The organism is Escherichia ruysiae (assembly GCF_031323975.1).
Classification (GTDB): domain Bacteria; phylum Pseudomonadota; class Gammaproteobacteria; order Enterobacterales; family Enterobacteriaceae; genus Escherichia; species Escherichia ruysiae.
This window is the reverse complement of record NZ_JAVIWS010000001.1, coordinates 3,276,752-3,295,879: the sequence shown is the minus strand read 5'-3', so window position 1 is coordinate 3,295,879 and position 19,128 is coordinate 3,276,752. Positions and strand designations below refer to the sequence as shown.

Genomic DNA, 19,128 nt, shown 5'->3' with positions numbered 1-19,128 from the left:
ACAAGCCCAGCGATTTCAATACGTTGCGAAACAGTAGGCCTGATAAGACGCGTCAGCGTCGCATCAGGCATTGGGTCTTAACCCTGCTCCCCCATCATCTCCCGCACCAGCTCCACGCAGCGCAGGAAACGGCTGTCGTAATCGTCCTCTTCAACCCGCACAAATTCGATATTGTTCTCTTCCAGCATTTCCACCAGCAGATTCTGGAACTCTTTACGATCCACCGAACTACCGAGGCTGCGTAAACCATCCGCCACCCACGGCGTGTTGTTCTCCAGCAGGATCACCAGATCGAAACGGTATTCATCAATCAGCGCCTGCACAAACGGATGTTCGCGTCCTTCGTACTTTTTGCAGAACGCTTGGGTGGTCACGAAATCGGTGTCGATAAACGCCACTTTATTGGCATATTTAACTGCAAAATCAATATATTGTGCGTGACCCAGCGCGATTTTATCGTAGTCGGAATACTGCAACGCAATCTCATCTCCGCCAAGGTGTGAAAAGACATAATCACGACCAAACTCCCACGCACTGGTGGTGTTGAAGATGTTGGCGAGTTTATTTACCAGGGTAGATTTACCGCTCGACTCGCCGCCGAGGATCGCCACGGTGCGCACAAAGAACGGCTTCACTTCGGTAGGAATATATTCCCAGTAGCGGAACGGGTTTTCGCGGATCTGCGCACCGCTGATACTCATAAAGGTACGTTTCGGATCGATAAGCACCGTTTCGATCCCCAGATGCTCCAGGTACTGTGGTGCGTCGGTCTCTTCCGAGGTGTAGATCAAATCCGGCTGAATGCCTTTTTCAGCCATAAACTTTTTGATGCCGTTGCTCCACACATCCCAACCGTGCGGATACGGCTCCATGCCCTCTTCGTTGAAGGCATGAATGCGGATATTTTTCTGATATTTAAAGGTTTGCAATAACCAGCGCAGACGATCCGGCACCGTTGGCTGCTGCGACATGGCGCTGTCTTCAAATAACGCGCGGTCGCGAGTATCGTCAAAGCCCATAATGATATGCAGCTCGTCAACCTGGCTACAGGCGCGCTGGATAAGGTAGATATGTCCGGTATGCAGCGGGTAGAACTTACCGAATACCACACCAATGGTTTTCTTCTGTCGGGGAAACTCAAGCCCCAAAAAACGGTGCAACGCCTCCAGCTTTTGCGCGCTGGGGCTTTTAATTTTGGCATTCAGTAACTGGCTTAAATACCCTTTGGTCATACCGCTGGCATCAGCCACCTGCTGTAACGTGCAGCCCTGTTGCTTGATGGCAGTTTTCAGGTAATCAAATGACGACATATCTCCCTCCGTATCTCTCATTATAAGTCGTCGAACACGCTAAGCGCGTCGGAGAGTTTTTTAACGCCAAAAATCTGCATCCCTTCCGGCGCTTTTTTCGGCACGTTGGCTGCCGGAACAATCGCCCGGCGGAAACCGTGTTTCGCCGCTTCAGAGATTCGTTCCTGACCGCTGGGCACCGGGCGGATCTCCCCTGCCAGCCCCACTTCGCCAAACACCACCAGATCCTGCGGCAGCGGTCTGTCACGCAGGCTGGAAACCATCGCCAGCAGTAACGCTAAGTCGGCGCTGGTTTCCGTCACCTTCACGCCGCCGACCACGTTCACAAAGACATCCTGATCAGCCATTTGCAGACCGCCGTGACGGTGCAGCACCGCCAGCAGGATCGCCAGACGGTTTTGTTCCAGCCCGACCGCCACGCGGCGCGGATTCGCCATCATCGAATGATCGACCAGCGCCTGAATCTCCACCAGCAGCGGGCGCGTCCCTTCCCATACCACCATCACTGAACTGCCAGAGGTCACTTCATCGCCACGGCTTAAGAAGATTGCCGAAGGATTGCTGACTTCACGCAGTCCCTGTTCGGTCATCGCGAATACACCCAGCTCATTCACCGCGCCGAAGCGGTTTTTATGGCTGCGTAAGGTGCGAAAACGGGAGTCGGCATCGCCATCCAAAAGCACCGAACAGTCGATACAGTGTTCCAGCACTTTCGGGCCAGCCAGCGAGCCATCTTTGGTTACGTGCCCAACCATGACAATCGCCACGCCGCGCGTTTTGGCGAAGCGCGTCAGATAAGCCGCCGTTTCACGCACCTGCGCCACGCTGCCAGGCGATGACTGAACATCCGCCATATGCATCACCTGGATCGAGTCAATTACCATCAGCTTCGGTTGCTCTTCTTCGGCAATCAGGCAGATCTGCTCGATGCTGGTTTCCGACAACATATTGAGATTGTCAGTCGGCAGGCCGAGACGATGAGCGCGCATTGCCACCTGTTGCAGCGACTCTTCGCCAGTGACATACAGCGTTTTCATCTGCTGCGCCAGTTTGCACAGCGTTTGCAGCAGCAGCGTGGATTTACCGGCACCAGGGTTACCGCCAATCAGAATGGCGCTTCCCGGCACCACCCCGCCGCCTAATACGCGGTCGAACTCTTTAAATCCGGTAGAAAAACGCGGCAATTCCTCAAGGCTGATATCGGAGAGTTTCTGGACTTTCGCCACTCCGGCGCTACCGGCATAGCCACTGAGACGCTCGTTACGCGCCACCGTTGGCGACGCAGCAAGACGCACCTCGGTGATGGTGTTCCAGGCATGACAGGCGCTGCACTGCCCTTGCCAGCGCGGATAATCTGCCCCGCATTCATTACAAACAAAGGCGCGTTTTGGAGCTTTTGCCACGGTGTACCTCGTTAATGCTGTGCCGCCCGCAGGATGACGGGCGTGCAATTACTTCTGATTCAGGCTGCCGGAGAGGATGCAGAACACCCCCATCAGGTCAGCGTGACGGATGGTGACTTCCGTCTTTTCATTCACTTTTGGCTTGGCATGGTAGGCAATCCCCAGCCCTGCCGCTTTGATCATCGGCAGGTCGTTGGCACCATCGCCAATCGCCACGGTCTGCGCCAGCGGGATTTCATACTCCTGTGCCAGTCGGGTCAGGGTATTAGCTTTGTACTGCGCGTCTACGATGTCGCCGATCACATTGCCGGTAAATTTACCGTCCATGATCTCCAGTTCATTAGCTACCACGGCGGTCAGGCGCAGCTTGTCGCGCAGGTATTCGGCAAAGAAGGTGAAGCCGCCGGAGGCAATCGCCACTTTCCAGCCCAGCGTTTCCAGTTTGAGTACCAGCTGCGTTAAGCCTGGCATCAGCGGCAGATTTTCACGTACCTGAAGCAAAATGTTCGCGTCAGCGCCTTTCAGCGTCGCCACGCGACTGCGCAGGCTGGCGGTAAAATCAAGTTCTCCACGCATCGCCCGTTCTGTCACTTCCGCCACCATCTCGCCCGTTCCGGCCAGTTTGGCAATTTCATCAATACATTCAATCTGGATAGCGGTGGAGTCCATGTCCATCACCAGCAAACCCGGCGTGCGCAGGTGCGGAATTTTCCCCAACGGCGCAACATCCAGTTGTGCTTCATGCGCCAGGCGCGTAGCCCGCGCGGTGAGCGAACCAGCCAGACGAATCACCTGATAATCTTCCACGCACCAGGCGGCAACAATCACCATCGCCGCGCCCAGTTTGCTCTGGTACTGGGTCAGTCGTTGTTTATCCAGCCCACGACCATACAGCAGCCAGCCGCTACGACCTGCGTGGTAATCCAGTGGCATCACTTCATCACCACTTAATGAAAGAGGCAGACCCGGCCATAAAGAGACATCTTCAGGCAGGTCGCACCAGGTAATGTTAGGCATTAAGGCTCCTGTAAAATCGTTCGAAGCAGGGAAAATAACGCATGAGGCTACCTTGTATCCATTGCTTCTGGCAACATTAAGTCTCAAATTTTCAAAGGGTGGAAGATGGCTCGCACAAAACTGAAATTCCGGCTGCATCGGGCAGTGATTGTCCTGTTCTGTCTTGCCTTGTTAGTGGCGCTGATGCAGGGGGCGTCATGGTTTAGTCAAAACCACCAGCGACAGCGTAATCCACAGCTGGAAGAACTGGCCCGTACCCTGGCGCGTCAGGTGACGCTGAACGTTGCACCGCTGATGCGTACCGACTCACCGGATGAAAAACGCATTCAGGCGATCCTCGATCAGTTAACGGATGAAAGCCGCATCCTCGACGCGGGTGTGTATGACGAACAAGGCGATCTTATCGCACGTTCTGGCGAAAGCGTCGAAGTGCGCGACCGGCTGGCGCTCGACGGTAAAAAAGCAGGCGGCTATTTTAACCAGCAGATTGTCGAGCCAATTGCGGGTAAAAACGGACCGCTCGGCTATCTGCGCCTGACACTCGACACCCATACGCTCGCCACCGAAGCCCAACAGGTGGATAACACCACTAACATTTTACGCCTGATGTTGCTGCTCTCACTGGCAATCGGCGTAGTGCTGACCCGCACGTTGTTGCAGGGTAAGCGCACCCGCTGGCAGCAATCTCCCTTCCTGTTAACCGCCAGCAAACCGGTGCCGGAAGAGGAAGAAGGCGAGAAAAAAGAGTGACCCATTACTACAAGAAAGGAAATCGTTATGTCCACATTACGCCTGCTTATCTCTGACTCTTACGACCCGTGGTTTAACCTGGCGGTTGAGGAATGTATTTTTCGCCAGATGCCCGCCACGCAGCGCGTTCTTTTTCTCTGGCGCAATGCCGACACCGTGGTGATTGGTCGCGCGCAGAACCCGTGGAAAGAGTGTAATACCCGGCGGATGGAAGAAGATAACGTCCGCCTGGCGCGGCGCAGTAGCGGTGGCGGCGCGGTGTTCCACGATCTCGGCAATACCTGTTTTACCTTTATGGCTGGCAAGCCGGAGTACGATAAAACCATCTCCACATCGATTGTGCTCAATGCGCTGAACGCGCTTGGCGTCAGCGCCGAAGCGTCTGGACGTAACGATCTGGTGGTGAAAACCGCCGAAGGCGACCGCAAAGTATCAGGCTCGGCCTATCGCGAAACCAAAGATCGTGGCTTCCACCACGGCACCTTGCTGCTCAATGCCGACCTCAGCCGCCTGGCAAACTATCTCAACCCGGATAAAAAGAAACTGGCAGCGAAAGGCATTACCTCAGTGCGTTCCCGCGTGACCAACCTCACCGAATTGCTACCGGGAATTACCCATGAGCAGGTTTGCGAGGCCATAACCGAGGCCTTTTTCGCCCATTATGGCGAGCGCGTGGAAGCGGAAATCATCTCCCCGGACAAAACGCCAGACTTGCCAAATTTCGCTGAAACCTTTGCCCGTCAGAGTAGCTGGGAGTGGAACTTCGGTCAGGCTCCAGCGTTCTCGCATCTGCTGGATGAACGCTTTACCTGGGGCGGCGTAGAACTGCATTTCGACGTTGAAAAAGGCCATATCACCCGCGCCCAGGTATTTACCGACAGTCTTAACCCCGCGCCGCTGGAAGCCCTCGCCGGGCGACTGCAAGGCTGCCTGTACCGCGCAGATATGCTGCAACAGGAGTGCGAAACGCTGTTGGTTGACTTCCCGGAACAGGAAAAAGAGCTACGGGAATTGTCAGCGTGGATGGCTGGGGCTGTGCGGTAACTACGCGCCCATGCGGGCAACTTTCTCTTCGATTTGCCGGATTTTTTCCGGCATTTCTTGCGCAATGTGGCGAAACGCCTCGCTGATACGCGGATCTCCGGCGACCGTTTGCCAGAACTGCTGCGCCAGCGGGATCGCCGTTAACCATGCGCTTTTACTGACGTTAAGATCAAACTTCACCTCAATGGCAGCATCTCGCAACATTCCGGCGCTGTTTGGCGCATAAGCCATCGGCAGCATGTCGTAGACGGGCGTCAGCGCAAATGGCGGTTCAGATAAATAAAACGATAAATTGCCTGCATGCATATCACTGTTAGCGATAAGTCGCCCAAACGCCCAGATCACTTCTGTTTGCGCCACGCTCTCATGGGTGGCAAGTTGTTGCTCACACAAACGGCGCATTGCCTCCGGCCACGATCCCGGAGAAGTGATAAACTCACTTTGCACCGCCTCCAGCGACACAATGGGCAAGCGACCATCGTTACCTTTGCAGTCAAAGCGTTCCGCTTCAAGGAATACCTGCCTGTTACTTGTTACAAGCACCGTTGACTGGCTGGCGTAGATCCCGCCAGCGCGCAGGATTTGCGCGGCAATAGATTCCGCAATAAGCAGGTCACCCCAACGTTGGCTGACTGCGGTTTGCTGCGGCACGGTGAATTTCACCAACACATGTTTATTGCCTGACGGCGTTTGTGCATAGCAGGTAAATTTTGGCTGCTCACCGCCCGCAGAAGAACCCACAATTTCTCCTGACAGTGCGTCATGTGCCAGTTGTTCATAGCGGATGAGTTTTTCATCCAGAGTAATTGCCGCAGGGCGTTGTGCAGTAATCCATTGCTGATAATTCCCCTCCCCGACCAGCCAGCCGCCGGTATATTCACCGCTAAATACGGTCAGGGCGTAGAGCACCTCTTCTTCCTGCCAGAGACGGATATCTTCGGTCAGATTCAGTTGCGCGGCTAACTTCCTGCCCCACGCGCGCCCTAAAAAACCCTGTGGTCGGAGATCGGTCAAATACCAGGGCAAACCATCAAACCACTGTTCGTCGCCATCTGCGCCTGTTACCAGACAACTTCCCTGCGGCCAGCACAACCGGATGTCGGCGAATTTATGCGCCTTTCCGGCAGCGTCCACTCGCCAGACGGGAATACGTTCTATTCCGCGATAAGGCCGCAGCAGTACATATCGCGTTGCCCGTGCTTTACCAAAGCGAATCACCCGATCTTCTCTGGCAACAAGGCGTGAGAACGTCGCCTGACTGATTGCCAGACGCTGGCGCAATTCCGGGGCAGAACGCGGCCCTTGCAGTAAAAGATCGGTCAGTTCGCTCATTAATGACTAGATTCGTGAATAGATACTTGAATAGATTTATTAACACATTTCACTGAAAAGTATAGCGAAAACATTCAAGCTGGAGAGAAAAATGAATTGATACTAAAAAGCCGGAGCAGTCTCCCGCTCCGGCTTAACACGACAATCGCCTTTCAGCGAAAAACAATTACTCTTTATCGCCCAGCAGAACGGATTCCAGTGCGATTTTGATCATGTCGTTAAAGGTGGTCTGACGCTCTTCAGCAGTGGTCTGCTCGTGAGTGCGGATGTGGTCAGACACGGTGCAGATAGCCAGGGCTTTCGCGCCAAATTCTGCTGCTACGCCGTAGATACCAGCCGCTTCCATTTCTACGCCAAGGATGCCGTATTTTTCCATCACGTCGAACATTTCGCCGTCCGGAGAGTAGAACAGGTCAGCGGAGAACAGGTTACCAACGCGCGCATCCACGCCCAGAGCTTTAGCCGCGTCTACCGCGTTACGCACCATGTCAAAGTCAGCGATAGCAGCAAAGTCATGGTCTTTAAAACGGATGCGGTTAACTTTGGAATCGGTGCAGGCACCCATACCGATAACTACGTCACGCAGTTTTACGTGCGGCAGAACAGCGCCACAGGAACCCACGCGGATGATTTTTTTCACGCCGAAATCGGTGATCAGCTCTTTGGTGTAGATGGAGCAGGACGGGATCCCCATACCGTGACCCATTACGGAAATTTTGCGGCCTTTGTAAGTACCGGTGAAGCCCAGCATACCGCGAACGTTGTTCACTTCACGGGCATCTTCAAGGAAAGTTTCAGCAATATACTTCGCACGCAGCGGGTCGCCTGGCATCAAAACTACGTCAGCGAAATCGCCCATTTCTGCATTAATGTGTGGGGTAGCCATTGTTTTATCCTTATCAACATGTTTTCACCCTCTCCCTGTGGGAGAGGGCCGGGGTGAGGGCATCAAGCCGCACCCATTATCAGAACATGGCTTTGCCATATTCCATATCAGAAGTGCCAAAATATTTTGCCAGAGTCTGACCGATATCCGCGAAGGTTTCACGGTGACCCAGCGAACCCGGTTTTACTTTCGGGCCATACACCAGTACCGGAATGTGTTCACGGGTGTGGTCAGTACCAGTCCAGGTTGGGTCGCAACCGTGGTCAGCGGTGAGGATCAGGATATCGTCATCGCGCAGCAGTGACATCAGCTCTGGCAGACGGCGGTCGAACAGTTCCAGACCCGCAGCATAACCCGCGACGTCACGACGGTGCCCCCAGGAAGAGTCGAAGTCAACGAAGTTGGTGAAGACGATGGTGTTATCACCTGCTTCCTTCATCTCTTTAATGGTGGCGTCAAACAGCGCGTCCAGACCGGTCGCTTTCACTTTTTTGGTGATACCGCAGTTAGCGTAGATGTCTGCAATTTTACCGACAGAAACCACCTGGCCGTGTTTTTCATCAACCAGTTTCTGCAACACAGTTGGTGCTGGCGGTTCAACAGCCAGATCGTGACGGTTGCCGGTACGCTGGAAGTTACCGGCTTTGTCGCCGATAAACGGACGGGCGATAACGCGACCGATGTTGTAGCCGCCGTTGGTCAGCTCTTCACGGGCGATTTCGCACAGTTCGTAGAGTTTATCCAGGCCAAAGGTTTCTTCATGGCAGGCAATCTGGAACACGGAGTCAGCGGAGGTATAGAAAATCGGCTTGCCGGTTTTCATGTGCTCTTCGCCCAGTTGATCCAGGATGACCGTACCGGAAGAGTGGCAGTTACCCAGGTAACCCGGCAGATTAGCGCGTTCGACCAGTTTATCCAGCAGTTCTTGCGGGAAGCTGTTTTCATGATCGGAGAAGTATCCCCACTCAAACAGAACCGGTACACCGGCGATTTCCCAGTGACCAGACGGGGTATCTTTACCGGATGACATTTCGTGCGCCCATGCGTACGCGCCGATAACTTCAGCGTTGCCGTCCATTCCTGCCGGAATGAAACCGGTAGAACCTTCGTGTGCTTTCGCCAGCCCCAGACGGGTCAGATTTGGCAGATTCAGTGGCCCTTTACGACCATTATCAGCTTCGCCTTTAGCACAAGCTTCTGCGATATGACCCAGGGTGTCAGCCCCGACGTCACCAAAGCGTTCTGCATCTTCTGTAGCGCCGATGCCGAATGAGTCCAGCACCATAATAAATGCACGTTTCATATGTTCTCCGTACTCAGTGCTTCAAATTTAAATGATCAGATCAGTATACAATTATTCACTGATACGACGATAGACGGTTGGTGTGCTTTCTGGTGCTTTATCGGCAAGTTTAATTGCCGCTTTCACCGCTTTCGCCGCTTCCTGCCAGCTGTTTTCGTCTTTCGCGTGGACAACTGCCAGCGGACGCTGACCGTCTACCTGGTCGCCCAGACGCGCCATATCAGTAAAGCCGACGCTGTAATCGATGGTGTCAGATGCCTGACGGCGACCGCCGCCCATTGCAACCACTGCCATCCCCAGCGCGCGGGTATCCATTTCACTGACAAAACCTTCGGTATCAGCATAGACTGCTTTCGTCAGCATCGCTGTCGGCAGATACTTCGCGTAGTTCTCAACGAAGTCGGTTGGGCCTTTTTGTGCCGCCACCATACGACCAAAGACTTCTGCCGCTTTACCGTTGTCCAGCACCGCCTGCAATTTCGCGCGCGCTTCAGCGTCATCTTTCGCCAGTTTGCCGGAGATAAGCATCTCCACGCACAGTGCCATCGTGACATCAAACAGACGCGGGTTACGGTATTCACCGGTCAGGAACTGCACCGCTTCACGCACTTCAACCGCGTTACCGGCACTGGAGGCCAACACCTGATTCATGTCGGTGAGCAGCGCAGTGGTGCGCACGCCAGCGCCATTTGCCACGCCAACAATCGCTTCGGCAAGGGCTTCGGAGAGTTCGTAGGTCGGCATAAACGCGCCGCTACCGACTTTCACGTCCATCACCAGTGCATCCAGCCCTTCCGCCAGTTTCTTAGCCAGAATAGAGGCAGTGATCAGCGGGATGGAGTCCACGGTTGCGGTGATATCACGGGTTGCGTAGAAACGTTTATCCGCCGGAGCCAGTGAGCTGGTCTGGCCGATAATCGCCACGCCGACGTCTTTAATAATTTCGCGGAAACGGTTGTCATCCGGGAAGATATCGAAGCCAGGGATTGATTCCAGTTTGTCGAGCGTACCGCCAGTATGACCGAGGCCGCGACCGGAGATCATCGGAATATAGCCGCCGCAGGCAGCGACCATTGGCCCTAACATCAGCGAAGTCACATCGCCGACGCCGCCGGTGGAGTGTTTATCAACAATCGGGCCATTCAGATGCAGGCTTTTCCAGTCGAGAACGGTTCCTGAATCTCGCATCGCCATCGTCAGCGAGACACGCTCCGGCATTGTCATATCGTGGAAGAAAATGGTCATCGCGAGGGCGGCAATTTGCCCTTCGGAGATAGTATTGTCGCGAATGCCGTTGATAAAGAAACGAATTTCTTCATCGCTCAGCGCATGACCATCACGTTTTTTACGAATAATTTCTTGTGCGAGAAACAAGGTAACCTCCCGTGGAATAAGTTTGAAGGCGTTGTTGCCAGATGGCGGATGTTGTTATTGCCTGATGCTGACCGCTTCTTATCATGCCTACACGGCACTCGCCCCGTAGGCCGGATAAGGCGTTCGCGCCGCATCCGGCATCACTGCTGACAGCCTGATGCAACGCTGACGCGTCTTATCAGGCCTGCAGGGGCACCCGACCCGTAGCATCCGGCATCCGCCCTCTGGCAAAAGGCAGCTTAGTAGCTGCTGGCGCTCTTACCGTCGCCGTGGCCCAGAGCTTTCAGCAGGCTTGCCAGCAGGCTGGAAGCGCCAAAGCGATAGTGACGTGCATCTGCCCAGTCAGCACCGAACAGTTCATCTGCAATCGCGAGATATTTCTGTGCATCTTCCGCAGTACGCACGCCACCCGCCGGTTTGAAACCAACGGTTTTTTCTACGCCCATGTCGCGGATGACTTCCATCATGATGCGCGCGCTTTCAGGCGTCGCATTCACCGCGACTTTACCGGTAGAGGTTTTGATAAAGTCAGCGCCCGCTTTGATGGAGATTTCAGATGCTTTGCGGATCAGGGCTTCGTCTTTCAGTTCACCGGTTTCGATGATCACTTTCAGCAGCACATTCGCCGCTGCACAAGCCTCTTTACAGGCTTTCACCAGGTCAAAACCAACCTGCTCGTTACCCGCCATCAGCGCACGGTACGGGAACACCACGTCAACTTCATCGGCACCGTAGGCGATTGCCGCACGGGTTTCTGCCAGTGCGATGTCAATGTCGTCGTTACCGTGTGGGAAGTTAGTTACCGTAGCAATACGGATTTCCGGGGTGCCCTGCTCTTTCAGAGTCTTGCGAGCAATCGGGATAAAGCGAGGATAGATGCAGATAGCGGCGGTATTGCCGACCGGAGTTTTAGCCTGATGACACAGGGCGATCACTTTCTCGTCAGTGTCGTCGTCATTCAGAGTGGTCAGGTCCATCAATTTCAGTGCACGCAGGCTGCTTGCTTTCAGATCAGTCATTTCATTCTCCTGGCTTGTCGCCAATAAAATTCACCTTGCGAGTTTGTTAGTATTCTAACATCGACTCCGCAACACACTTCGATATACATCACAATTAAGAAAATCTACTTACAAATTTGCATTATGGTAATGCGATCTGGATCAAATAATTCACTTTCAAATGAATGCGCCAGTGGTGGCAAACGCATCAGGATCAAAGTGAACATCACGAAACCTCTTACAATGGCGCATCACCTTCGGCATAAAAGGAAAAGAAGATGCCCACTTCTCATGAAATGGCACTGCAACAACGTTGCCAGCAAATTGTCACCAGTCCGGTACTTAGCCCGGAGCAGAAGCGCCATTTTCTGGCGCTGGAAGCAGAAAACAATCTGCCTTACCCACAGCTTCCTGCCGAAGCCCGCCGCGCGCTGGATGAAGGCGTAATCTGCGATATGTTTGAAGGTCATGCGCCGTACAAACCGCGCTATGTCTTACCCGATTACGCCCGTTTTCTGGCGAACGGTTCTGAATGGCTGGAGCTGGAAGGCGCGAAAGATCTTGATGATGCGCTCTCCCTGCTGACCATTCTTTATCACCATGTCCCGTCAGTCACATCAATGCCGGTCTACCTGGGGCAACTGGATGCGTTGTTGCAACCGTATGTTAAAATTCTAACACAAGACGAAATCGATATTCGAATAAAACGTTTCTGGCGTTATCTCGACAGAACCCTGCCAGACGCTTTTATGCATGCCAATATCGGCCCGTCTGATTCACCCATTACCCGTGCAATTTTACGCGCAGATGCTGAGCTGAAGCAGGTTTCTCCAAATCTGACCTTTATCTACGATCCTGAAATCACCCCTGATGATCTGCTGCTGGAAGTGGCAAAAAACATTTGTGAATGTAGCAAACCGCACATCGCCAACGGTCCGGTGCATGATAAAATTTTCACAAAAGGGGGCTACGGGATCGTGAGCTGTTACAACTCACTGCCGCTGGCTGGCGGTGGCAGCACGCTAGTACGCCTTAACCTGAAAGCCATTGCAGAGCGCAGTGAATCGCTGGATGACTTCTTTACGCGCACTCTACCGCACTACTGCCAGCAGCAGATCGCCATCATCGATGCTCGATGTGAATTTCTCTATCAACAATCACACTTCTTTGAGAATAGCTTCCTGGTAAAAGAAGGGTTGATTGATCCTGAACGTTTTGTGCCGATGTTTGGCATGTACGGGCTGGCGGAAGCGGTTAACTTGCTGTGCGAGAAAGAAGGGATTGCCGCGCGCTACGGTAAAGAAGCCGCCGCAAATGAAGTCGGTTATCGCATCAGCGCGCAACTGGCGGAGTTTGTCGCCAATACTCCCGTGAAATATGGCTGGCAAAAACGCGCCATGTTACACGCACAGTCGGGGATCAGTTCCGATATCGGCACCACGCCGGGGGCGCGATTGCCGTATGGCGATGAGCCAGATCCAATCACCCATCTGCAAACCGTCGCCCCGCATCATGCATATTATTACTCTGGGATCAGCGACATTCTGACGCTCGACGAAACCATCAAGCGTAATCCACAGGCGCTGGTACAGCTTTGCCTCGGTGCCTTTAAAGCCGGAATGCGTGAATTTACCGCCAATGTCAGCGGTAACGATCTGGTTCGCGTTACCGGTTATATGGTGCGTTTGTCGGATTTAGAAAAATATCGTGCCGAAGGTTCACGTACCAACACAACATGGCTGGGCGAAGAAGCTGCACGTAACACTCGTATTCTGGAACGCCAGCCGCGCGTGATAAGCCATGAACAGCAGATGCGCTTTAGTCAGTAAGATTATCCCCTTCTCCTGCGTTGACGGGCCAGGCAGTCGTCTGGCTCTGTTTTTACAAGGGTGCAATCTGCGCTGCAAAAACTGTCACAATCCGTGGACGATGGGGCGCTGTAATAATTGCGCGGAATGCGTGCCACAGTGTCCGCATCAGGCGTTGCAGATTGTTGACAGCAAAGTGGTGTGGAACGTTGCAGTCTGCGAGCAGTGCGATACCTGCCTGAAGATGTGCCCGCAGAATGCCACGCCGATGGCGCAAACCATGAGCGTGGACGAGGTGCTTAGTCATATCCGCAAAGCGGTGTTGTTTATTGAAGGGATCACGGTGAGCGGTGGCGAAGCCACGACCCAACTGCCGTTTGTGGTGGCGCTGTTTACTGCTATCAAAAATGATCCACAATTGCGCCATCTCACCTGTCTGGTGGACAGCAACGGCATGTTGAGCGAAACCGGCTGGGAAAAATTGCTTCCGGTGTGCGACGGCGCAATGCTCGATCTCAAAGCGTGGGGGAGCGAATGTCATCAACAGTTAACCGGACGCGATAATCAACAGATTAAGCGCAGCATCAGTTTGCTTGCAGAGCGCGGCAAGCTGGCAGAACTGCGTTTACTGGTAATCCCCAATCAGGTGGATTATTTGCAACACATTGAAGAACTGGCGGCGTTTATCAAGGGACTTGGCGATGTTCCGGTACGCTTGAACGCGTTTCATGCCCACGGCGTGTATGGCGAAGCGCAAAGCTGGGCGAGCGCCACACCGGAAGACGTTGAGCAGTTGGCTGGTGCGTTACGGGAGCGCGGGGTAAGTCGATTGATATTTCCGGCGCTGTATTTGTGACATGCCAGAGATGTCGCAAAACTCAACATCAAGCACAATCAGTCCCCTCGCCCCTCTGGGGAGAGGGTTAGGGTGAGGGGAACAAGCAGCACCATTGTTCACTTACGGACGGCCTTACCAGCCATCGGGCACGTTAAACAACGCATACGTGTTATTAAGCAACACGTCGGCAATCTCATCTGCGGGTTCCGGGCGTAACTCGCACAGTACGGCAAATACCCGGGCAGCCTGCTCCGGGCGGTTGGGCTGCCCCTGAAAACCATTTAGCGGCATATCCGGCGCGTCGGTTTCCAGCAACAACGACGCCAGCGGTAATTTTGCGATGACATCGCGGGTTTTACTGGCGCGCGGATAGGTGATAGTTCCACCAACGCCAATTTTGTAGCCCAGTTGCACAAACCGCTCGGCCTGTTGCTGGCTGCCAGAAAAACCATGAACCACGCCAGCACGCGGCAAATTGTGGCGTTTAAGATGCATCGCCAGTTTGTCATGCGTGCGCCGTGAATGAAGGATCACCGGCAGATCGTAGCGTTTCGCCAGCTTAAGTTGTTCGTCGAGCAACCACTGCTGGCGATCAAATTGTGGATCGTCGCCAAAGAGATCCAGACCTACCTCCCCTACCGCCACCACCTTCGGCGAGCGCCTTTCCAGTGCCTGCTGTAACTGCTCCAGCGACGCATCGCAATGTTTTTCCAACATCCCCGGATGCAACCCTAAGGCGGCATACAGCGGTTGATAATTTTCCGCTAACGCCTGCACGCGGGCAAAATTTGCCGCCTCAGTTGCCGGTACAATGATCTTGCCTACGCCCGCTTGTGCCGCGCGTTGCAGGCTGGCCTCTTCATCACCGCTAAACGGCGGAAAATCAAAATGGCAGTGGGTGTCGATAAAACGGCAAATCAAGCCAGATCCTCGTTGTTGAATGTCGGGTCATTCGCCTGCGGGGCGTCTATCACCTCGGTAACCAGCGTATCGTTGGCGACTGGCGCAGGCGGAATGACGATTGGTTCCGGCGTCGCCACAGGCACCAGATGGCGAGTGAACGGTGCTTTTTCGGTTAGCATTTTACCGACCGTGGCCAGGAAATAGCGACCGCATAAACGCCCAAGTTTATAGTCATCGCGTAGCGCCGGAAGCCGACTGCCAAGCGCGATGCTATGCAGCGGCTTCGGCGGATAAATTTCGAAAATGCGTAGCTTGCCTGGCGGTTTCTCAATAAATTGCTGGATGGCACGATAGTTGGTTTCATGATGCTGCACCAGATTGACCAGCGGTTGTAGGCTACTGTCCCCCAGCCAACGTTCCATACGTTTAAACCACTGCGGCGTGTAGTACATTTGCGACGGCACGGTGCGGATTACCACCAGCGTTTTCGCCCCCTGTCTTGCCGCTTCTTTAACCGGAATCGCATCGCTGACGCCACCATCAAAATAGTTAATCCCATCAAGTGAAACCCCGGTGCGATAAAAACCTGGAATAGCACTGGAGGCGCGAATCAAATCCAGCCAGTTTTGTTTGGTTGGTAAAAAGTAATTTGGTGTGTAGTCATCCTGACGACAGGCACACATATAAAACGATTTGCCGCTATCGAACAACCGCGCGGCGGTATCCATCTGCAACGGCATCTGGCGTGCAGTCGCTTCCACCAGCCAGTCGAGATCGATAAGATTTCCTCCACGGACAAAGCGCACTGGATCGAAAAATTCGCGCTTTGTGGTATAGCGCATGATGACTTTGCGCGCGTAACCGGGCTGATTACAAATATACGCCGAAAGGTTCTGCGCCCCGGCGGACGTGCCAAAATAGAGATCGAAAGGATTAAACTGCGCGCGCATAAACTCATCCAGCACGCCAGCCGTAAAGATTCCACGCTGCCCGCCGCCTTCGCACACCAACGCAATTCGTCCAGGCTGGAACGGCCTTAGCGACAACGGCGCAATATTACCAAGCGTTACAGGTATTCGCTGCCCCACCTCTGCCTTCCTGTTTTTGTTGTGAAAGAATGACAAAGTAACGCAATTTATTATTCGCTAAAACCGCAAAAGCCAGTCCGCTGGACTGGCTTTGTATAAAATTTTCTTAATCGTCTGAAATCTAGGGTCGTTTTCGGCCCATGAACAAACTCACCAGGAACAGAATAATCCCGACGACAAAGACAATTTTTGCAGCACCCGCTGCAGTACCGGCCAGACCACCAAACCCAAGAGCGGCGGCGATTAACGCGATAACCAGAAATATGATGCCCCAACGAAACATAAGCCTCTCCTTTACCATAGTTAATGTCACCGCTTGATATTCACTCAATGCGATATTTTTAGTGTGGTGCACATCGCGCCTCCCGACAAAGTTCGGGAGGACGAATTACGACGAATTACTTAGTTTTCAGATCATTTTTAACGCTTTTCACACCATCTACCGCTTTGGCGATACTTTCAGCACGGTCGCTCTGTGCCTGAGAATCTACGGTTCCGGAGAGCTGAACCACGCCATCGGTGGTTTCAACTTTCACTTTACGTGAAGGAACAATGTCGTCCGCCAGCAGTTTGGCTTTGATTTCACTGGTGGTGGCGGTGTCACCGGCGTAACCCTTCACGGAGCTTTCTTTAGCGTCGCGAACGTGCAGTTTGTCGCTGACGGAGGTCACGCCTTCAACGCCTTTCGCCACTTTCACTGCCTCTTCGGCCTGTGCCTGGCTTTCAACAAATCCGCTTAAAGTCACGACTTTTTGATCGGTTTTGACAGAGATATCAGTGCTCTTGATATTTTCATGATCCACCAGAGCCGCCTTCACTTTCGCTGTGATGGCGCTGTCATCCATGAAATTACCGACTTTATTCATAGAGCTATCGACTTTTTGCCCTGCGCTTTCATTGGTGGTCTGCGCGTTGTTTTCCGCGTAGGCAGAACCGGTCGCGACGGCAGAGGTCAGCATTACAGCCAGCAGAGTTTTCGAAATCTTCAGTCTTGTCATAGTCATCGATTTATTCCTGTATATTTGCTCGTAATTTGAGCCAGGCAACACGAGGTTGCATTGCTGAATAGGGAGAGACTTCACCCTCGACAGAAGTCAATGGTCGCCATCACAAAAGCGATAGGTGATGAATAACGACCGTTACAACTTCTTAATCAGTTATTAATATCAATCGAATGACAGTTAACGGTTTTAAATACTGTTACCTACTCACATAACGGTATTTAAAGCCGACACAAATGTCATTGCTTTGTTAAATATAGATCACAATTTTGAAACCGCCCGCCATATCGGCTAAAAAGCGAGCAAACATAAGCGAAAGCGAATGTTTTAAGAACATTCCGCAAGCGGCTAATAAGGAAGGGAAATTGACAGGGCGCAGCGGCTGCCGCGCCCTGGAGGCAAGAATTAATGCTCGCGGGTCTGGTGGAATTGAACGTCCGGATAACGCTCTTGCGCTAAGCGTAGGTTAACCATGCTGGTGGCGATGTAAGCGAGGTTATCGCCGCCATCGAGCGCCAGTTGACCTTCGTTCTTACGCTTGAACTCTTCGAATTTCTTTGCGTCCGCGCATTCTACCCAGCGGGCGGTGGCAACGTTGACTGACTCATACACTGCTTCAACGTTGTATTCGCTTTTCAGGCGCGATACCACCACATCAAACTGCAGCACACCAACCGCACCGACGATCAGGTCGTTATTGGAGATCGGACGGAACACTTGCACTGCGCCCTCTTCAGAAAGCTGTACCAGCCCTTTGAGCAGCTGTTTTTGCTTCAGCGGATCTTTCAGACGTATACGACGGAACAGTTCCGGTGCGAAGTTCGGAATACCAGTGAACTTCATCATCTCACCCTGGGTAAAGGTGTCGCCGATCTGAATGGTGCCGTGGTTGTGCAGACCGAGGATATCGCCCGGATAAGCCTCTTCAACGTGCGAACGGTCACCCGCCATAAAGGTCAGCGCGTCGGAGATCACCACATCTTTCGCGGTGCGCACCTGGCGCAGCTTCATGCCTTTTTCATATTTACCGGATACCACGCGCATAAACGCCACACGGTCACGGTGTTTCGGGTCCATGTTGGCCTGAATTTTAAATACGAAGCCGGTAAATTTGTCTTCGCTCGCTTCTACGGTACGGGTGTCAGTCTGACGCGGCATCGGTGCAGGCGCCCACTCCACCAGACCATCCAGCATATGATCGACGCCGAAGTTACCCAGCGCAGTACCGAAGAATACCGGAGTAATTTCGCCCGCAAGGAACAATTCTTTGTCGAACTCGTTAGAGGCGCCTTTCACCAGTTCCAGTTCGTCACGCAGTTGCTGTGCCAGATCTTCACCGACCGCAGCGTCGAGATCCGGGTTGTTCAGCCCTTTAACGATACGCACTTCCTGAATGGTGTGACCTTTACCGCTCTGGTAGAGATAGGTTTCATCTTTATACAGGTGATAAACGCCTTTAAACAGCTTGCCGCAGCCAATCGGCCAGGTGATCGGCGCACAGCCGATTTTCAGCTCGTTCTCAACTTCATCGAGCAATTCCATCGGGTCGCGGATATCACGGTCAAGTTTGTTCATAAAGGTGAGGATCGGCGTATCGCGCAGACGGGTAACTTCCATCAGCTTGCGGGTACGATCTTCAACACCTTTTGCAGCGTCGATAACCATCAGGCAGCAGTCCACCGCCGTCAGGGTACGATAGGTATCTTCCGAGAAGTCTTCGTGCCCCGGGGTGTCAAGCAGGTTAACCAGGCAGTCGTGATACGGAAACTGCATCACAGACGTGGTAATGGAGATCCCACGCTGCTTTTCCATCTCCATCCAGTCCGACTTGGCGTGCTGGTTGGAACCACGGCCTTTTACTGTACCGGCGGTCTGAATGGCCTGTCCGAACAGCAGCACCTTCTCGGTGATGGTGGTTTTACCGGCGTCCGGGTGAGAAATTATGGCAAAGGTGCGGCGCTTCGCCACCTCTTGCAAATAAGGAGACAACGTCATAATTCTTTCTTCTTGAGTAAGCGGCATCGCGCCGCGCTTGTTGAAAACGAAAAATTGCGGCTATTTTACCCATCAACG

At 53.3% G+C, this 19,128-nt stretch carries 17 protein-coding genes; 4 read left to right on the top strand and 13 right to left on the bottom strand.

All coding sequences use genetic code 11. From position 1 onward, the window contains the following. Positions 1–77: 77 nt before the first annotated feature. The 3 genes from nadR to serB are packed head-to-tail and all read right to left on the bottom strand — an operon-like array spanning position 78 to position 3,730. Entirely contained in the window at positions 78–1,310 is a 1,233-nt protein-coding gene (gene nadR, locus RGV86_RS15970) for a multifunctional transcriptional regulator/nicotinamide-nucleotide adenylyltransferase/ribosylnicotinamide kinase NadR (RefSeq protein ID WP_000093819.1), read from the bottom strand. A 20-nt stretch (positions 1,311–1,330) separates the two neighbouring features. Beyond that, positions 1,331–2,713, bottom strand: coding sequence for a DNA repair protein RadA (gene radA, locus RGV86_RS15965; protein WP_001029698.1), 1,383 nt, complete (start codon positions 2,711–2,713; stop codon positions 1,331–1,333). A gap of 48 nt (positions 2,714–2,761) precedes the next feature. Next, positions 2,762–3,730: a phosphoserine phosphatase gene (gene serB, locus RGV86_RS15960; RefSeq protein WP_001132952.1), complete on the bottom strand. Its 969-nt coding sequence runs from the start codon at positions 3,728–3,730 to the stop codon at positions 2,762–2,764. A gap of 105 nt (positions 3,731–3,835) precedes the next feature. Here serB and RGV86_RS15955 point away from each other — a divergent pair, with 105 nt between their 5' ends. Further along, entirely contained in the window at positions 3,836–4,480 is a 645-nt protein-coding gene (locus tag RGV86_RS15955; protein WP_000124613.1) for a YtjB family periplasmic protein, read from the top strand. Positions 4,481–4,507: 27 nt separating this feature from the next. Further along, positions 4,508–5,524, top strand: coding sequence for a lipoate--protein ligase (lplA, locus tag RGV86_RS15950; protein WP_137598371.1), 1,017 nt, complete (start codon positions 4,508–4,510; stop codon positions 5,522–5,524). On the opposite strand, the gene yjjJ is transcribed toward lplA, so the two are convergent. The 5 genes from yjjJ to deoC all read right to left on the bottom strand — a co-directional run bounded on the left by yjjJ (position 5,525) and on the right by deoC (position 11,438). Then, entirely contained in the window at positions 5,525–6,856 is a 1,332-nt protein-coding gene (gene yjjJ, locus RGV86_RS15945) for a type II toxin-antitoxin system HipA family toxin YjjJ (RefSeq protein ID WP_085460293.1), read from the bottom strand. Between the two features lie 166 nt (positions 6,857–7,022). Next, positions 7,023–7,742: a purine-nucleoside phosphorylase gene (gene deoD, locus RGV86_RS15940; protein ID WP_000224878.1), complete on the bottom strand. Its 720-nt coding sequence runs from the start codon at positions 7,740–7,742 to the stop codon at positions 7,023–7,025. Positions 7,743–7,821: 79 nt separating this feature from the next. Beyond that, on the bottom strand, positions 7,822–9,045 hold the full coding sequence (deoB, locus tag RGV86_RS15935) for a phosphopentomutase (protein WP_000816471.1): 1,224 nt from the start codon (positions 9,043–9,045) through the stop codon (positions 7,822–7,824). Between the two features lie 51 nt (positions 9,046–9,096). Beyond that, positions 9,097–10,419 carry a thymidine phosphorylase gene (deoA, locus tag RGV86_RS15930; protein ID WP_000477816.1) on the bottom strand — a complete coding sequence of 441 codons (1,323 nt, stop codon included), beginning with the start codon at positions 10,417–10,419 and terminating at the stop codon, positions 9,097–9,099. A 239-nt stretch (positions 10,420–10,658) separates the two neighbouring features. Then, a complete protein-coding gene (deoC, locus tag RGV86_RS15925; RefSeq protein WP_001298497.1) occupies positions 10,659–11,438 on the bottom strand; it encodes a deoxyribose-phosphate aldolase in 780 nt (259 codons plus the stop codon). 257 nt (positions 11,439–11,695) lie between these two features. On the opposite strand from deoC, the gene RGV86_RS15920 reads away from it, so the two are divergent. Together RGV86_RS15920 and RGV86_RS15915 are read left to right on the top strand one after the other, a co-directional pair. Beyond that, positions 11,696–13,246 (top strand): YjjI family glycine radical enzyme, encoded by a 1,551-nt coding sequence (locus tag RGV86_RS15920; protein WP_032224330.1) that lies wholly within the window; start codon positions 11,696–11,698, stop codon positions 13,244–13,246. Then, positions 13,218–14,081 (top strand): YjjW family glycine radical enzyme activase, encoded by an 864-nt coding sequence (locus tag RGV86_RS15915; RefSeq protein ID WP_001088440.1) that lies wholly within the window; start codon positions 13,218–13,220, stop codon positions 14,079–14,081. The genes RGV86_RS15920 and RGV86_RS15915 overlap by 29 nt, the downstream gene beginning before the upstream one ends. A gap of 114 nt (positions 14,082–14,195) precedes the next feature. Here RGV86_RS15915 and RGV86_RS15910 read toward each other — a convergent pair whose 3' ends face one another. From RGV86_RS15910 to prfC, 5 genes are all read right to left on the bottom strand, one after another. Further along, a complete protein-coding gene (locus RGV86_RS15910) occupies positions 14,196–14,984 on the bottom strand; it encodes a metal-dependent hydrolase (RefSeq protein ID WP_085460292.1) in 789 nt (262 codons plus the stop codon). Then, positions 14,981–16,054, bottom strand: a complete 1,074-nt coding sequence (locus tag RGV86_RS15905) for a patatin-like phospholipase family protein (RefSeq protein WP_085460291.1) — start codon at positions 16,052–16,054, stop codon at positions 14,981–14,983. The genes RGV86_RS15910 and RGV86_RS15905 overlap by 4 nt, the downstream gene beginning before the upstream one ends. 121 nt (positions 16,055–16,175) lie before the next feature. Then, positions 16,176–16,337, bottom strand: a complete 162-nt coding sequence (locus RGV86_RS15900) for a DUF1328 domain-containing protein (RefSeq protein ID WP_000490275.1) — start codon at positions 16,335–16,337, stop codon at positions 16,176–16,178. Positions 16,338–16,452: 115 nt separating this feature from the next. Then, positions 16,453–17,058: a molecular chaperone OsmY gene (osmY, locus tag RGV86_RS15895; protein ID WP_032224325.1), complete on the bottom strand. Its 606-nt coding sequence runs from the start codon at positions 17,056–17,058 to the stop codon at positions 16,453–16,455. A 402-nt stretch (positions 17,059–17,460) separates the two neighbouring features. After that, positions 17,461–19,050, bottom strand: a complete 1,590-nt coding sequence (gene prfC / locus RGV86_RS15890; RefSeq protein ID WP_000175941.1) for a peptide chain release factor 3 — start codon at positions 19,048–19,050, stop codon at positions 17,461–17,463. Positions 19,051–19,128 lie beyond the last annotated feature (78 nt).

Bases quoted from the DNA above. Each gene is read 5' to 3' on its own strand.
- deoB (WP_000816471.1), bottom strand. From the start codon at position 9,045: ATGAAACGTGCATTTATTATGGTGCTGGACTCATTCGGCATCGGCGCT.
- RGV86_RS15920 (WP_032224330.1), top strand. From the start codon at position 11,696: ATGCCCACTTCTCATGAAATGGCACTGCAACAACGTTGCCAGCAAATT.
- nadR (WP_000093819.1), bottom strand. From the start codon at position 1,310: ATGTCGTCATTTGATTACCTGAAAACTGCCATCAAGCAACAGGGCTGC.
- RGV86_RS15915 (WP_001088440.1), top strand. From the start codon at position 13,218: ATGAACAGCAGATGCGCTTTAGTCAGTAAGATTATCCCCTTCTCCTGC.
- lplA (WP_137598371.1), top strand. From the start codon at position 4,508: ATGTCCACATTACGCCTGCTTATCTCTGACTCTTACGACCCGTGGTTT.
- osmY (WP_032224325.1), bottom strand. From the start codon at position 17,058: ATGACTATGACAAGACTGAAGATTTCGAAAACTCTGCTGGCTGTAATG.
- prfC (WP_000175941.1), bottom strand. From the start codon at position 19,050: ATGACGTTGTCTCCTTATTTGCAAGAGGTGGCGAAGCGCCGCACCTTT.
- RGV86_RS15955 (WP_000124613.1), top strand. From the start codon at position 3,836: ATGGCTCGCACAAAACTGAAATTCCGGCTGCATCGGGCAGTGATTGTC.
- RGV86_RS15900 (WP_000490275.1), bottom strand. From the start codon at position 16,337: ATGTTTCGTTGGGGCATCATATTTCTGGTTATCGCGTTAATCGCCGCC.
- deoD (WP_000224878.1), bottom strand. From the start codon at position 7,742: ATGGCTACCCCACACATTAATGCAGAAATGGGCGATTTCGCTGACGTA.
- yjjJ (WP_085460293.1), bottom strand. From the start codon at position 6,856: ATGAGCGAACTGACCGATCTTTTACTGCAAGGGCCGCGTTCTGCCCCG.
- serB (WP_001132952.1), bottom strand. From the start codon at position 3,730: ATGCCTAACATTACCTGGTGCGACCTGCCTGAAGATGTCTCTTTATGG.
- deoC (WP_001298497.1), bottom strand. From the start codon at position 11,438: ATGACTGATCTGAAAGCAAGCAGCCTGCGTGCACTGAAATTGATGGAC.